Source organism: Streptomyces sp. NPDC047014, assembly GCF_040644195.1.
Classification (GTDB): domain Bacteria; phylum Actinomycetota; class Actinomycetes; order Streptomycetales; family Streptomycetaceae; genus Streptomyces.
This window is the reverse complement of sequence record NZ_JBEYVX010000065.1, coordinates 18,012-32,404: the sequence shown is the minus strand read 5'-3', so window position 1 is coordinate 32,404 and position 14,393 is coordinate 18,012. Positions and strand designations below refer to the sequence as shown.

Below are 14,393 nucleotides of genomic sequence, written 5' to 3'. Positions count from 1 at the left end.
TTGTTTTTCGGCGCTTGGGGGGGGGGCGGGGGTCGTGTGGGGCCCCCGGGGCGCGCGCCGGGGGGGGGCCCCCCCCCCCCGGGGCGGTTTCAGGGCGTCACGGGTGCACGGGGCGGCGGCGCTCGCAGGGGCGCCGCCGCCCGGTGACCCTCCGGCCCGTGCTCAGCCGGTCTTCTGGAGGTTCCAGTTCTGGGCGGCGCGGCCGTCCGCGCGCTGGAGGTCGAGCAGCCAGTTCCCCCAGTAGGGGCGGTTGCTGACGGTGAGGGCGAAGCCGCCGCTCGGGTCGGTGACCGTCACCGCGCTGCCGCGGGTCGTGATCTTCCACGCCTGCGCGGCCTTCGCCTTGTCGCAGGGCTGCTGGGCGACCCACATGCCCGCGGCGGGAGCCGCGCCGGGCTGCAGGCACTTGCCCGAGACCGCGGAGCGGATCCGGACCTGGCCGTTGCCCGCGTCGTCGAAGTACCACTGCTGCTGGGCGTAGCCGTTGGTACGGCCGCCGACGAGCACGGAGCCGTCGGCGGTGCGGCCGCCCCAGATCTCCGCGGCCATGCCGGTGCTGCCGTTGCCGAGCACGTAGCGGGCGCCCGGGGTGGTGGTGCCGCCCGCGCCACCGGTCGTACGGAAGGAGGCGGCCTTGCCGGGCCCGCTGTCCTTGCCGGCGCTGCTGCGCGCGTTGACCGTCACCGTGTAGGCGGTGTTGGGCTTGAGGTTGTAGATGCGCAGCACCGTGGACTGGACCCACGTGAGGTGCTTGCCGTTCAGCATCACCTGGTACCAGGCGGTGCCCTCGACCTTGGGCCAGCTCACGACGACGGAGTCGGCCTTGATGTCACCGGCCGTGGCGGTCGGGCCGCCGGTGGGCTTCTTCGTCGGGGTGGGGGAGGGCTTCTTGGTGGGCGTCGGGTTCGGGTTCGGACCGGGGTCGGTGCCGCCGCCGCCCTTCGTGCGCATCAGGAACTGGTTGTCGGCGATGTTCCAGTGCGTGGCCAGATAGCTTCCGGCCTTCGGACTGGTGTGGAAGTAGTCGTCGTGGTTGCAGTCCAGGATGTTCTCCGACGCCTGGTTGGTGCAGATGTTGCGCATCTGCGGGTAGTACGGGGTGTCGGAGTAGCACATGACGTCGAACTCGTCGGTGCAGTGGGCGCCGCGGCTGGTGTTCGGCGCGCTGTTGTTGACGGCGCCCAGGTTGTGCCCGAGCTCGTGCGCGGCGGTGTGGCCGCCCCAGCAGCCGGAGTCCGTACGGCCGTAGGAGGGGCCGAAGTTGCTCTGGTTGGCCTGGCCGGGACGCTCGTCACCGGCGAAGGTGCCGATGCCGCAGTAGACCTTGCTGTCCGCGAAGATCATGTACTTGCGGTCGCGGCGGTCGAGCCCCTTGGCGGCGAGGGCGCGGTTGGTCGCGCTGAACTCGGCCAGGTCGGAGGAGGACAGCTCGATGTTCAGCACGGTGGGTGTGCAGTCCGCGGCCGTCACGTAGCGGATGTGGCGGACGCCGCCGGTCTCCTTGGCGCTGTTCGCGTAGATGAGGTCGGCGTCGGCGGCCCACTTGCGGAAGGACGCGAGGTACTGGGAGTACCGGTCCTGGCCGGGCGCGTGGACGTACACGACCTGCACGCGGTTGCCGGTGCTGCCGTCGCCGTCGCACTGGACGGTCTGGCCCGCGGGGCCCGCGGCGACGGCCTGCGTGCCTTCGGCGGCGGCCGGTTCGGGCGCGGTGGCCTTGGTCGCCTCGCCGTCGGCGGCGGGCGCGTCCTGCGCCCGGCCGCCGCCTTCCTTGGTGGCGGGGTCGGCGGACGCGGGGCTGGCCGGGTCGGCCGCGGGGGCCGTCTCCTGGACGGCCGGCGCCACGTCCTTGGCTATGTCGATGCCCTTGGGCGGGGCGTCGGGGCCGTGGCTGCACAGCCCGCTGTCGGTCTTGTACACGCCCGCGCACCGGTCGCCCTTGGGCGCCGGCTCCAGGCCGTCGTAGACCATGCCGCGCGTGCCCTCGTTGGCGGGGGCGGCCTTGAGCGGTTCCGGTTCCTGGTCGCGATGGGGGGCCGCGGCCGGGGCGGACGCACTGGGTGCGGCGGCGGCTTCGACGGCGTCGGCGGCCTGCGCGCCGTCGCCGATACCGGAGTAGGCGATGCCGGCGGCGAGCATCCCCGCGGCGGCGAGCGCGGCACCGGCGAGCACCAGCCGCCGCGGTTTGCGGCGATGGTCGGCGGCAGGGGCCGGGCGTCTGCGACGTCCTGTCATGGGCACCTCAAATCGTTGTCGGAAGACTGGGTGCGCGGAAGCCTGCCAGACGGACGCGGCGGAGAATTCGGACAAACGGGGGCGCGGTTCGAGAAATCATTCCGTTACCTGTCGGCTTGATTTGACGAACACTCAAATGTGATTGTGGGAACGGTAGTTGTGTGTGTCGCGGGTCATTGGTCCAGTCCTTTAAGGGCTGGTTGTTATCAAATCGAGATATGGCGGGTGGGCTTGTTGACGGGAATTCAGTCAGTAATTCACCTAATTGCTACCTGGCGAATTCCTCCGATCACGACCGGTGAGGAACGGATGCTTCCGCTGGCAGGGTGAACGGCGCCGGATTGAGCGAAAGTTGAGGTTTAGCCGCTGGTGGGGGTGCGGAGTGGTCCACCGTCATGGCGGGGAGGGCGTGCGGGGGTTCGGCGGGCCGGGCGGGAAGGACGGTATTGGCCGGGTGTGCGGGGGCCGTTCGGGCCGCGGTCGGTGGTGGTGTGGGTATCGAGTGCGTGGCCTTCGCGGCCAGGGCAAGGCGATGGCTTGTGGCACGACGTCGGCCTCAACCGCGCTGGGCCGGCCGGGAGGCGGGTCAACTTTGTACGAGGCGCCTGGCACCGACGGCCGTGCGAGGGGATCGCGCGCGAGGAGCCCGCGGCCGCACACACCGCCGCGTGCTCGGGGCCGGGACTGCCCGGCGGGGCGGTCTGTGCCTAGCCCGGCGAGTCCCGCGCCCTGGGGCGTCGGCCCGCGTCGCACCGTACGTACGGCGGCTCAGTGGCCAGGGGCCGTCAGGCGGACGCGTGCTCCGGGAGCAGGAACTGGCGGAGGTCGACCACCTCGTAGCCCTCCGCCTGCGCCCCGTCGATGATCAGGGGGAGCGCTTGCGCGTCCAGGACGGTGCCGTCGCCGTTGCTGCCCACCTGCATCTGGATGATCGCCCCCGGGCTGAGCGCGTCGATCGCCCGTCCGCCGCCGCGGCCGCCGTCATGCCGCCTGCCGGGCCGAGGTAGCCGTTCGTGTCCGCCGTGAACTCGACCGCCGCATCCGCACGGCGCACCTCGTCCACGTGTTCCTCGCTGTCGAGCCCGTCGAAGTACGGATGGCTGTACGAGTGGTTCCCGAGCCCGTGCTCCGCCCCCATCGCCCGCACCGCCGCGGGGCGCGCGTCCGCGTACGCGCCGGTCGGGAAGAAGGTGGCGGGGAGGGCCCGTTGCCGCAGCTCGGCCAGGACGTCGGCCACCCCCGCCTCGTCCCAGGCCGCGTCGAACGTCAGCGCCACGACCCGACGGGAGGTCGGCAGCCGGCGGATCTCGTCCCCGGGCGGCGACTCCGGCCGCCGCTGCCGTGGCGTGAGCGCCGTACGGTACGGTCGCCCCCGCCGCGAACAGCGCCGCCAGCGCGGCCCGCCGCCGTCGGCGTGGGCCTACGGCGGGCGACGACCCGTACCCGCCCGCAGCCTGTGCCGGGCACCCGGGTGACGCGGTCAGGTGGGGCGGCGCACCAGCCGGGTCGTCAGGTGGTGCTGGAGCGGCTGCCCGACCGCCGCCATGTCGTGGAGGACCGTCATCCGGTCCTCCTCCACCGTGTAGACCCGACGCGTCCCCGTCACCTCCTTCGCCAGCGGAGTCAGCGACACGTCCTTCGTCCCGATCTCGAACTCCGCCCCGTTCGCCCGCCCCACGTACGTCTCCACGATCCCGGTGGGATGGGCGAGTACGACCTCCAGCGTGGCCTCGGGCGTGACCCGCCACCACCCCGCCTCGCGCCCGGCGGGCCGCACGGGGGCGCCGGAGGCGTCGATCAGCCAGGCGCGGGCCTCGTAGCGGAGGAAGGGCCGGCCGTCATGGCTGAAGCTGAGCTCCTGCTCGTAGCGGAAGGCGGCCTCCAGCGTCGGGTACTCACCCTCCCCGCGACCGTGCCAGCGCCCGAGCAGGGGCAGCACGGGCCGCAGCAGCGGGTGCGGTTCGGGGCCCTCGCCGAGGGTGTGGGTGTCGGGGTACGGGTTCTCCCGCACGGACTCGAACATGCTCATGCTCACGATCACCTTGCCTGTCTACGTATCGCCGCGCCCCGCCTCGAACCTTAGGCGGTTCGGCCTCGTCCGCCGACTCACCATCGCCTGGAACCCCTTAGCAGCCGCGCCCGGCACCCACCGCCGTCGCTGGCGAGCAGTCGGCCAGGCCCAAGTCCTCACGGGGGATGCGCATGCATCGCCCGCCCGCCGGGCGGCTTGTGGGCAAGCCCCAGCCGTCCCTGAGACCGGCCGCGAGGCTGCGAACTCACCCCCCGAACCCGCCGAGGTGCCCGCTCTCCCGGCTGCTGACGGCCATGTTCCAGCCGTCGCCGCGACCGACCACGGGGCTACGAAGGCGTTGCCCCGTCTCGCAGGGGTGCATGCCCCCTCTCGGGCTGCTGAGGGCCATGCTCCAGCATCGCCGGGACCGACCGCGAGGCTGCGCATGCACCACCCGAGCCCCCGGGGTACTCCCTCTCCGGGCCGCTGACGGCCAGGCTTCAGCGGATGCCAAGGCCGACCGCCGGGCTGCCGAAGGCGGTGTCCGGTCCCGCCGGGGTGCTTGCCCTCCGGGCTGCTGAGGGCCAAGCCCCAGTCCTTGCCGGGAGCGACCGCGAGGGCGCGAAGGCACCACCCGGCCCCGCCCGCGCCCTCGCCCTCGCGGCCGCTGGCGGCCAAGCCCTGGGCCTGTCCGGGGCGGGCGGGCTCGGGCAGCGTCGCGCCGGCCGTCCGGTCCCGCCGGGGTGCGGGCGGGGCGCGCCGCAGGGCGGAGAGGCCCGGTGGTGGCGGGTGCCCGGCGTGCCGGCTTCGGCTCTCGCCAGTCGGCGTACGTCCTCAGCCGCCCTCGCCCGCCCGGTCCGCCAGCAGTTCCCGGGCCGTTCGGGTACCCGAGGCCATCGCGCCCTGGACGGAGCCCGTCGCGCGGTGGTCGCCGCATACGTACAGGCCGTTCCCCACCCGCCCCGTCCGGCTCAGTTTCAGCGGCGGCGGCATCGCCGGGAGTGCCGCCGGGACCGTCACGGCCGCGACGGGCTGCCACCGCTCCGCATCCGCCCCGTAGACCTCCGACAGCACCGGCAGCAGGGCCGCCGCCCGTCCCGGGGTGTCGGGGCCGAGCACCGACGTGGACACCAGCGCCCGCCCGTCGGACGCGTAGCCGCCGCAGACCTCCGTCAGTACGCATGAGTTGAGGAACCGCCGCCGGCTGTCCAGCAGCAGCGTCGGCTCGCGCAGGGGCGGGACGCCGCTCGCGTGGTAGTACGTCGTCACCGTGCGCGTCGGGCTCTCGCCGAGGGCGGGCAGCAGCCGCGCCGCCGCGGGCGCGCCGGTCGCGACCACGACCGCCGCGGCGTCCACGCGTGAACCGTCGGCCAGCGTGACCCCGCCCGGGTCGACCCCCGCCACCTCCGCCCCCAGCGTCAGCGCCCCGTCCGGCAGACTCCGCGCGAGCTGTTCCGGTACGGCCCCGATCCCCGCCGCGGGCAGCGTCAGGCTGCCGCGGATCATGCTGCGCCAGACCAGATGGAACATCCGGCTGGACGTCTCCAGGCCGTCCTCCAGGAACACCCCCGCCAGGAACGGCCGCAGCACCCCCTCCACCAGCTCCCCGGGAACACCCCAGCGGGCCAGCTCCTGACGCGTCGTCCGCTCGGGCAGCCCCCTGAGCGCGCGGACCGGCGCGAGGGTGTCGGTGGCGCTCAGCGCGCCGAGCGAGAGCGCGCCGCGCGCCGAGGGGCGGGCGGTGCGGAGCATCCGCAGGGCGTCGGCGGGGCGGCGGCTGGGGTCGGCGTACCGGACCCGGCCGCGCGGGGTGTGCACCAGTACGCCCGGCGTGAAGGGGTGCAGTCGCAGGGCGGCCAGGTCGATACGGCGTTTGACCTGCGGATAGGAGGTGTTGAACACCTGGAAGCCACGGTCCAGCAGGAACCCGTCCACGCGGTCGGTGCGCATCCGCCCGCCCACGCCGTCCGACGCCTCCAGCACGCGCACCGGCGTACCCGCCCTGGCCAGGTCGAGGGCACAGACCAGCCCGGCGACCCCCGCCCCGACGACGACCACCGGGCCCGCTGCACTGCGATCCGCCATGGACCGACCCCTTCTCCTCTGCCGACACCGACACCGACACCGACACAGACACCGGCACCGGCACCGACTGCGGCTGCTGGTACGACTGTTCCACGCCCGGCCGCCCCGTACGGGGACCCCGCGCCGCCGCCGGGGGCGGCCCGCTGTTCCGGACCACGGGCGCGCCCTGTCCTCCGTACGCGCATTCGACGGGCGCCCCTCGCGACGCCCTGTCGCGGACGCGCCAACTTGCGGGTGATCCCTCGGCATTCGCCGGATTCCCTCCACCCCGCAGGTCTACGGTACGGACACGCCGCGCGCCTGCCGCGCTGTTCTGAGGAGGATCCTGTGCCATCACCCTGCGCCCAGCTACGCTCCCGCCGGTGACGTGGGCTCGGCGCTCATGGTGATCGACTCGCGGCTCAAGGCCGTGTACGAGGGCACGAGCGCGAGCGATGCCGAACAGCGGCTGCTGACCGAGCAACTGGCGGCCTCCATGGCCCCGGATGAGGTCCATGACGTACTGGACGGGGCGTGCACGCTCATCTACATGTTCATGACGTGGCTGCGGAAGGCGTATGAGGACAACGAGCGCGACCCCATCGAGCACGTGGTGCCGGACCTGGTGGCCACGATGCGGATGATGCCGCGGAGCGTGCGCCCCGAGGTGATCCCGACGATGGCGGGCATGGTCGTGGCGGCGGGCACGGGCCTGAGCCCGAACCTGTGGCGCAAGCAGTACGGGGACTGGACCCAGGAGGAGATGAACCCCCTGGAGGCCACGGCCTTCCTGCTGGCGGAACACATCAACCGCATCACGGGCGACCGCGAATTCGCGACACGAATGATCAGCCGAGCGCTGGCGAGCGTCCAGCCGGAGTGAGCACGCGGGTGGCCGCCACCTGGTTGTCGCCGCGCTGCTTACGGGGCCGAGGTCCGCGGCCGCATCATCGAACCCCCGGGCCTCCGGTCCACGGCGACATCATCACCACCACCGGCGACCTCCACCGCTTCTACCGCGATCTGCTGCGCGGCGAGTTGCTGTCACCGAAGCAGCTCAAGGCCACGCAGACCACGGCCGCGGTGCCGTGGGGTGACGACGTCGCCTACGGTCTCGGCCTCACGCGGTACGTCACGAGCTGCGGTACGACGCTCCGGGGCCACGGCGACGGCATGACCGGGTCGATCTCCCTCGCCGTGACCACCGCCGACGGAGGCCACCAGCTGGCCTTCAACCGGAACGGCGACGGGGAGGCGGGGTCCCGGCCGCCGTCATGGAGGCCGAGTACCGCCCCACGCGTCCCGCCCCGAAGGCACCAGGGGCCACCATGATCCCGCCGATGCGCACCGTGCGCTGACCCTCGCCGTACGCGTCCACCGCGGGGCGGCGCAGTCCGGTGGCGCCGCCGCACTGCGCCGCCCCGCGGGCCGTTCCACAATGGGACAGCGGTCCCCCGGAGCCCGGCCCCGGATCCCGCCCGCCGACCCCGCCCGCCGACGCACCGACCGGGCCGAGGCCGCCCTCGGGCTCACCGCTCCCGCCCGGCGGGCGAAGCCCGGAGAGGAGCGCCCATGCGCGCGGAGACCCCCTCGGCAGCCCGGCGTACAGGGGCCTTCGTCGCGGTCGCCGTCGCCCTCTTCTGCATCCAGCTCGACTTCTTCGCCCTCAACCTGGCTCTCCCCGGCATCGCCGCCGAACTGCACATCACGGTCTCGGCGGCCCAGTGGACCCTGTCCGCCTACATGCTCGCCATCGGCTGCTTCTTCATCGTGGGCGGACGCGTCGGCGACGTCTTCGGCCGGCGCGGCACCCTGCTGGCCGGCATCGCCCTGTTCACGGCCGGCTCCGTCGGCTGCGCCCTGGCCCCCGGCCTCGGCCCGCTGGTGGCGGCCCGTATCGCGCAGGGGGTGGGCGCGGCCTTCGTCTTCCCGGTGTCCGTCTCCGTGATCACCAACACCTTCCCCGAGGAGACCCGTGCCAAGGCCCTCGGCGCCGTCTTCGGCGTCGCCAACATCGGCACCGCCCTCGGCCCCTTCGTCGGCGGCGGCTTCACCGAGGGCCCCGGCTGGCGCTGGATCTTCTGGCTGATGGCCCCGCTCAGCCTGCTCGCCCTGCTCGTCGCCCTGGTGTACGTACCGGACTCACGCGACAGCTCCGCGCCCCGCGAGCTCGACCTCACCGGCTGCGCCCTGGTCGTCTGCTGCCTGGCCGCCCTCACCCTGGCCGTGGAACGCGGGGACGCCTGGGGCTGGACGAGCACCCGTACGCTCACCCTCTTCGGGGTGGCGGTGCTGGCGGGCGGGCTGTTCCCCGTACGGGAGCGGCGGGCCCGGCATCCGCTGGTCGACCTGCGGCTCTTCCGGAACATCCCGTATGTCCTGGTCACGGCCATGGGCTCGCTCTCGAACATGGGCTACGGCGTCACCGTCTTCCTCGCCACCCTCTACCTCCAGGGCGTACGCGGCCTCTCCCCGCTCCAGGCGGGCACGGTCTTCCTGGCCCCGGCCCTGCTGGTGGCGCTCAGCGGCCCGCTCGGCGCCCGCCTCGCCCGGCACATGCGGCCCACGGCGGTGATGGCGCTGGCTGGGGCGGTCGCGGGCACGGGAATGTACGCGCTGACGCTGGCCGGCGCCTGGTGGCTGTACGTGCCGGTCTTCGCCTGGTGCGGCCTGGGCCTGGGGCTCGGCTGGACCTTCTCCAGCGTGGCGACCCAGCAGGTGGTCGCGCCGGCCCGCGCGGGGGAGGCGTCGGGGGTGCTGCTGACCTTCCTGGTCACCCTGGGCGCGATCGCCCTGGCGGGCACGGCGGCGGCGATCTCCGCGCTGACCCCGCAACACCCGCCGGAGGACGCGTACGACGCGATCCTGCGGCTGGGCGGCCTCTTCATCGTGGCGGTGGCGGTGGTGGTGATGGCGGTCCGGCACGGGCTGGTACGGCGGGGCCGCGTCCCGCCGCTGTCGATGCGGGAGGACTCAGGCTGAGGGGGGCGGACCTTCTGGACCATGCCCGCACCCGGGATACTGAGCCGATGCCCCCTCCACAGCCTGCCCCGCCGCCCCCCGACGAGCCGCCGACGCCTGCGCGGCCTGGCGAGCCACTTGAGCCGGGGTCGGGCGCGCCGCCCGCGCTGGCGGGCGAGTCCGTTCTGCCTGGGCTGGGCGGGCCGCCTATGCAGCCTGGCTCGCGCACGCAGCCTGGTCAGCCCACTCCGCCGGGGCCGGTCACGGGGTCCGGCCGGCTGCCCGAGCCCGGGGCGGGTACGCCACCCACGCGGCCCGGCGAGTCCATTGAGCCCGAGCCGAGCGAGCCACCTGCGGAGCCCGGCCAGCCCGGCTCGCGCACGCGGCTCGGCCAGCCCATCCAGCCGGGTTCGCTCGTGGAGTCCGGCCAGCTGCCCGAGCCCGGGTCGGGCATGCCGCTCACGCGGCCTGGCGAGTCCGTTCTACCCGGGCCGAGCGGGCCGCCTGTGCAGCCCGGCGAGTCCACTGACCCCGGGTCGAGCGAGCCGCCTGTGCAGCCTGGCCAGCCCGGCTCGCGCATGCAGCACGGGCAGCCTGTCCAGCCGGGGCCGCTCGTGGAGTCCGGCCAGCTGCCCGAGGCCGGGTCGGGTATGCCGGGCGAGTCCGTTCAGCCCGAGCCGAGCGAGCCGCCTGTGCAGTCCGGCCAGCCCGTCCAGTCGGGGCAGCTCATGGAGTCCGGCCAGCCGCCCGAGGCCGCGTCGGGCATACCGCCCACGCGGCCCGGCGAGTCCGTTCAGCCCGAGCCGAGCGAGCCGCCTGTGCAGTCCGGCCAGCCTGTCCAGTCGGGGCCGCTCCTGGAGTCCGGCCAGCCACTTGAGCCGGGGTCGGGCACGCCGTCCACGCCGCCGGCCGACCAACCGGGGCGGGTTCTGCCGCACGGGCAGTCCGGTCGGCCCGTGGAACCCGCGCCGGTCGCGCAGGCCGGTTCGGGTGGGGCGTCCACGGAGCCCGCCCCGAGCAGTCCGGCTGTGCAGCCCGGTCAGCCGCTCCAGCCGGGCTCGCACATGCAGCCGGGTCAGCCCAGTCAGCCGGGTCCGCCCGCGCAGTCCGGCCAGCCCGTGGAGCCCCCGCCGCTCACGCCGCCCAGCCCGCAGGCCGGCCGGCTTACGCAGGCAGCTGCCCGTACCGTTCCCGACCCGCCCGCGGAGCCACTCGTACGCGTCGAACCGATCACGCCTGATCCGCCGCACCACACGGACCGCCCGCTGCTCACGCAGTCCTGGCTCGACCTGGCCTTCCTGCACTGGCCCGCCGACCCCGCCACCGTCGCGCCGCTGCTGCCGGCCGGCACCGTGCCGGACACGCACGAGGGGCTCACGTACGTCGGCCTCGTCGCCTTCCGCATGCACCGCGTCGGCTGGTTCCGGCTGCCCGGAGTGCCGTACCTGGGGTCCTTCCCCGAGACCAACGTCCGCCTCTACTCGGTGGACGGCCAGGGCCGGCGCGGCGTGGTCTTCCGCTCGCTCGACGCCTCCCGCCTGATCCCCGTCGCCGCCGCACGGAGCACGTTCCGCCTCCCGTACCTCTGGTCGCGCATGTCGGTCCGCCGCGACGGCGACATACTCACGTACACCAGCACCCGGCGATGGCCCGGTCCGCGCGGCGCACACAGCGCGCTCACCATCCGGGTCGGCGATCCCGTCGCGGAACCGACCGCCCTCGAACACTTCCTGACCGCCCGCTGGGCCCTGCACAGCGAATTCCACGGCCGTCTGCTGTACCTCCCCAACACCCACCCGCGCTGGCCGCTCCACCGCGCGGAACTGCTGGCGTGCGAGGAAGACCTGATCGCCGCAGCGGGCCTGCCGGCCCCGGTCGGCGCCCCGGCAAGCGTCCTGTACTCCCCAGGCGTCCCCGTCCGCTTCGCCCGCCCACCCCGCCGCCGCCGTGAAAATCCGTAGCGGGACTTGGCGGGCCCGCATCCAGCCGATGCTGCCCCCGAGACGCCGAGACGCCGAGACGCCGAGACGCCGAGACGCCGAGACGCCGAGACGCCGAGGCGCGGGATCCGGGGCCACCGCGCACGACGGGGCGACCGCCACCACCTACCGCAGGGGCCTGGCGCGATGGAGGCTCGCGCCGGGCACGGTGTGGTCCGGGGGCGCCTGAGCCGACCACGCTTCGAGTAGGAGGACCGCCTCGCCATCAGGGGCGGGCGGTGCTTTCCACGCCAGGCACGAAACATGATCAGCCGGACCGGACCCGCACGTCGTTGGGCAGACGGGACTATCGGGCCCTTGCCGGCTGGCTGGTTCTGGCCCTCGTCTACGACTCCAATGAGCACAACCCCGCGCACGCGACGCCGGGCCCCGGCGCCGCATCACAGTGACGGGTGCCTTCGCGCTGCGAGAGCGGCTGACATCACCCCGTGCAAACACACGTCGCACATCCGTCGTGACCTGGCCAGAAACGCGTCGGACAGGCCCTATTGCCGTACGAACGCCAGGTCCCCCGCCCCCACCCGATCACGCGGCCCCGCCGCCCGCAGCACCACGTCCAGCACCCGCGCCGGGTCCGCCGCGTACGCATGCGAGAACCACGCCATGTTGGCCTCCACCACCGCCCACCGATGCCCCGCCCGGTACGGATCCAGCACCTGCCCCACGTCCACGACAACGGCACTCGGCAGAGCGGCCCCAGCCACACCGACCAGCCGCTCGACGAATTCGGTGATCTCCGCAGCGACGGCTCCACCCCAGTCCAGCGGCAGCGGATCGAGCCGGCCGAAGACCGCATAGCGACTGCCCGCGACGATCTGCCCGTCCAGCAGGAACAGCCGGTACTCGGAAGCGAAGGTCACCACCTCGGAGACCAGCACCGGCGTCGCCGGATCCAGTTCACCAGGCAGCCGCGAGCCATCCGCGTACACCTCAGCCGAAAAGGACTTCTCCCGAGGCGGCTTGACGAACATCGGCCGCCGGATCGCCCACGCATCCGCGACGGTCGCCAAACACACCTCCCGCCCCGTGAACTCCTCCGGCAGCCGGGCCAGCCAGTCATCCGCCGGTTCGAGCAGGGCGAATCCGAGCCGCCCGGCCAGCCGCGCCACCGCCACCGGCCCGCCGTACCAATGGGCCGTTCCCCCTTCGGCCTCGGCGCCGACTTCCTCGGCCGCCCGGACGACCAGCCCCCGCCCCACCGCCTCGACGGCCAACAACTCCATCGTCGATGTCCGCCGCCCAGGCATGACCAGCACCGCAACCCACCTCCACAACAAGCAAAGCCGCCAGGCTAGATCGCCCGCGCCCCCACCGCACCCGAGAAACCCACCGCGCAACCGCACACGCTCAGCCCGAGCCCCGCACGCCTCCCCGGCAGCTCTCTCCGTCTCAGCGGAACTCGTGGACCACCTGAATCTCGCCGACGATATGGGCGTTGAACTCGTCCAGTTCCTCGGCCGGAACCCAAAGCTCAAGGATCGTCCGCCCGCCGGCCTGCTGAACGGGATACCGCCTCAAGAACTCCGCATCCACCTCGAATCGGGTGACGAACCCAGCACCGTCATGCTTCACGTTCCAGTCCCGGGCGATCCTGATCGCGTAGTCCTCATTCAGGACCGGGTAGAAGATCGGCTGCTCGGGCAGCCGGGGCGGCCACGCACGCCAGTTCAGCTCGCGCACCAGATCCAGCTCCTTGGGGCCGGTGGGGCGCCACAAGGTGGTTGTCGCATGCTGGCTGGTCATGTGCATCGCTCTCTGAACGTAGGCCGCCGGCGCGGCGGGTCGGAGACCGGAGACTACCTGCGCCGCACACCCCCCACCCACCCAGTTTCGCCGCGTGCGCCTCCTTGACCAGCGGTTACGGCAATTCACGCCTCTGCCGCCGCCGGATGCGCACCCGGCCCCGCCCGCGGCTGCCGCTTCGTACACTCGTGCAGTGAAAGAGATGCGGTGTACGTACTGCGGTGGCGTCGGTCTGGAGCCGGGGTTTGTCGAGGATGCGGGCGAGGGGGCGCGGGGGTATGCCCGGTGGATCGCCGGGCCGTTGGAGCGGGGGCTGTTCGGTGGGGCCAAGCGCATGGGGCGGCCCCGGCGGCGTATAGAGGCGTTCCGCTGTCCGAACTGCTCCCACCTGGAGCTTTTTGCCACCGAGCCCGTGTGATGCCTGGCTGCGGCGGCGGGCCCGGGATGAGTACGAGGGCCCGTCGCGGGTGAGTACGGGGACGCAGGCGCGGCCGGCCGCCCGTGCGGTTGGCTGGGGGCATGGACGAGATCATCACCGACGCCGACACCGACACCGCGCACGATGTGATTCTCCGCTGGGCCACGACCGCCGCAATGGGCCTGGTCCCCGTGGCGTTCCTGATCGGTGGGCTGGCGCCGATGGCCGCCCGTGAACACCCCGGCACCGTGGCCGTCGTGACGGCCGGCTGGTGGGCCTCCTGGACGGTGACCCCGCTGCTCGTGGTGGCCTACCACCTCCTCGGGCGGCACCTCCGCACCGCCCCGGTCGCGCCGTGGGCGGGCTGGGCCGCCACCGTGCCTCCCGTGGTGACCATCCTCCTGGGGCTCGGCCTGTAGGGGCGGGCCGGGCCGGGCCGGGCCGGGGAAACGGTCGTTTCGTTGCGTCCGTGGGCGTTTCCGTGTTCTAGTGATCGCGCAGGTCAGGGGCCCACCCGGGGCCCACCGGTCCGTCGTGCGCAGCGGAGGGCCGCTGCACGACAGTTCCCTGGGCCACGAGGACCTTGCCGCGACCGTGAACGACATCGCACTCCTGCTCTCCCGGGCCGGATTCGACCGGGCCGACCCGGCGGATCTGAGGGAGCCCAGCTTTCAGACCTCCCTTCCGGAGGCAGCCGTACGGCGGCTGCTGGACCGGGAGGAGGCCGGCGTCGCCGAGGTCGGGCACCGGGAAGTGGCCCGGCGGATCCCGTTCCTGACCGAAACGCGGCTGTACGACGAGCAGTGCCCCGGCGGCGCCGTGCGCCGTCGGCCCTGCACCGCCGACGTGCCAAGCATCCACCCGCCCCGGCTCCCCCCGAGCCGGACCGCCCGGCGCCGACACCCCCCGCGACGCAGAGCCGAGCCGTGAGGCAGAGTTCTGAGGCAGCGTTCCAGCGGGA

General features: G+C 73.5%; 13 protein-coding genes. 6 read left to right on the top strand and 7 right to left on the bottom strand.

All coding sequences use genetic code 11. The annotated features are described in order from the left end of the window. Window positions 1-162 precede the first annotated feature (162 nt). The 5 genes from ABZ873_RS26135 to ABZ873_RS26115 all read right to left on the bottom strand — a co-directional run bounded on the left by ABZ873_RS26135 (window position 163) and on the right by ABZ873_RS26115 (window position 6,331). Window positions 163-2,235, bottom strand: coding sequence for an RICIN domain-containing protein (locus ABZ873_RS26135; protein WP_360876362.1), 2,073 nt, complete (start codon window positions 2,233-2,235; stop codon window positions 163-165). Between the two features lie 785 nt (window positions 2,236-3,020). Continuing rightward, window positions 3,021-3,152 carry a hypothetical protein gene (locus ABZ873_RS26130; protein WP_360876359.1) on the bottom strand — a complete coding sequence of 44 codons (132 nt, stop codon included), beginning with the start codon at window positions 3,150-3,152 and terminating at the stop codon, window positions 3,021-3,023. Beyond that, window positions 3,101-3,511 (bottom strand): polysaccharide deacetylase family protein, encoded by a 411-nt coding sequence (locus ABZ873_RS26125; RefSeq protein ID WP_360876356.1) that lies wholly within the window; start codon window positions 3,509-3,511, stop codon window positions 3,101-3,103. The genes ABZ873_RS26130 and ABZ873_RS26125 overlap by 52 nt, the downstream gene beginning before the upstream one ends. A gap of 204 nt (window positions 3,512-3,715) precedes the next feature. Then, window positions 3,716-4,258, bottom strand: a complete 543-nt coding sequence (locus tag ABZ873_RS26120; protein WP_360876371.1) for an FABP family protein — start codon at window positions 4,256-4,258, stop codon at window positions 3,716-3,718. Between the two features lie 822 nt (window positions 4,259-5,080). After that, entirely contained in the window at window positions 5,081-6,331 is a 1,251-nt protein-coding gene (locus tag ABZ873_RS26115) for an NAD(P)/FAD-dependent oxidoreductase (RefSeq protein ID WP_360876353.1), read from the bottom strand. Window positions 6,332-6,713: 382 nt separating this feature from the next. Between ABZ873_RS26115 and ABZ873_RS26110 the strand changes: the two genes are divergently transcribed. The 3 genes from ABZ873_RS26110 to ABZ873_RS26100 all read left to right on the top strand — a co-directional run bounded on the left by ABZ873_RS26110 (window position 6,714) and on the right by ABZ873_RS26100 (window position 11,232). Further along, a complete protein-coding gene (locus tag ABZ873_RS26110) occupies window positions 6,714-7,193 on the top strand; it encodes a hypothetical protein (protein ID WP_360876350.1) in 480 nt (159 codons plus the stop codon). Between the two features lie 689 nt (window positions 7,194-7,882). Beyond that, entirely contained in the window at window positions 7,883-9,292 is a 1,410-nt protein-coding gene (locus ABZ873_RS26105; RefSeq protein WP_360876347.1) for an MFS transporter, read from the top strand. A 1,208-nt stretch (window positions 9,293-10,500) separates the two neighbouring features. Then, window positions 10,501-11,232 (top strand): DUF2071 domain-containing protein, encoded by a 732-nt coding sequence (locus tag ABZ873_RS26100; RefSeq protein ID WP_360876368.1) that lies wholly within the window; start codon window positions 10,501-10,503, stop codon window positions 11,230-11,232. A 524-nt stretch (window positions 11,233-11,756) separates the two neighbouring features. On the opposite strand, the gene ABZ873_RS26095 is transcribed toward ABZ873_RS26100, so the two are convergent. Further along, the gene (locus ABZ873_RS26095) at window positions 11,757-12,494 is read right to left on the bottom strand and encodes an ATP-grasp domain-containing protein (RefSeq protein WP_360876365.1); all 738 of its coding nucleotides are present in this window, start codon (window positions 12,492-12,494) and stop codon (window positions 11,757-11,759) included. Between the two features lie 166 nt (window positions 12,495-12,660). After that, window positions 12,661-13,014, bottom strand: coding sequence for a hypothetical protein (locus tag ABZ873_RS26090; RefSeq protein WP_360876344.1), 354 nt, complete (start codon window positions 13,012-13,014; stop codon window positions 12,661-12,663). A 193-nt stretch (window positions 13,015-13,207) separates the two neighbouring features. Here ABZ873_RS26090 and ABZ873_RS26085 point away from each other — a divergent pair, with 193 nt between their 5' ends. From ABZ873_RS26085 to ABZ873_RS26075, 3 genes are all read left to right on the top strand, one after another. Further along, window positions 13,208-13,432 (top strand): hypothetical protein, encoded by a 225-nt coding sequence (locus tag ABZ873_RS26085; RefSeq protein WP_360876341.1) that lies wholly within the window; start codon window positions 13,208-13,210, stop codon window positions 13,430-13,432. Window positions 13,433-13,533: 101 nt separating this feature from the next. Beyond that, window positions 13,534-13,851 (top strand): hypothetical protein, encoded by a 318-nt coding sequence (locus ABZ873_RS26080; protein ID WP_360876338.1) that lies wholly within the window; start codon window positions 13,534-13,536, stop codon window positions 13,849-13,851. A gap of 175 nt (window positions 13,852-14,026) precedes the next feature. Continuing rightward, a complete protein-coding gene (locus ABZ873_RS26075) occupies window positions 14,027-14,362 on the top strand; it encodes a hypothetical protein (RefSeq protein WP_360876336.1) in 336 nt (111 codons plus the stop codon). Window positions 14,363-14,393 lie beyond the last annotated feature (31 nt).

Excerpts from the sequence above, each read along its gene's own strand:
- ABZ873_RS26135 (WP_360876362.1), bottom strand. The coding sequence starts at position 2,235 with ATGACAGGACGTCGCAGACGCCCGGCCCCTGCCGCCGACCATCGCCGC.
- ABZ873_RS26095 (WP_360876365.1), bottom strand. The coding sequence starts at position 12,494 with ATGGAGTTGTTGGCCGTCGAGGCGGTGGGGCGGGGGCTGGTCGTCCGG.
- ABZ873_RS26110 (WP_360876350.1), top strand. The coding sequence starts at position 6,714 with ATGGTGATCGACTCGCGGCTCAAGGCCGTGTACGAGGGCACGAGCGCG.
- ABZ873_RS26080 (WP_360876338.1), top strand. The coding sequence starts at position 13,534 with ATGGACGAGATCATCACCGACGCCGACACCGACACCGCGCACGATGTG.
- ABZ873_RS26115 (WP_360876353.1), bottom strand. The coding sequence starts at position 6,331 with ATGGCGGATCGCAGTGCAGCGGGCCCGGTGGTCGTCGTCGGGGCGGGG.
- ABZ873_RS26090 (WP_360876344.1), bottom strand. The coding sequence starts at position 13,014 with ATGACCAGCCAGCATGCGACAACCACCTTGTGGCGCCCCACCGGCCCC.
- ABZ873_RS26120 (WP_360876371.1), bottom strand. The coding sequence starts at position 4,258 with ATGTTCGAGTCCGTGCGGGAGAACCCGTACCCCGACACCCACACCCTC.
- ABZ873_RS26105 (WP_360876347.1), top strand. The coding sequence starts at position 7,883 with ATGCGCGCGGAGACCCCCTCGGCAGCCCGGCGTACAGGGGCCTTCGTC.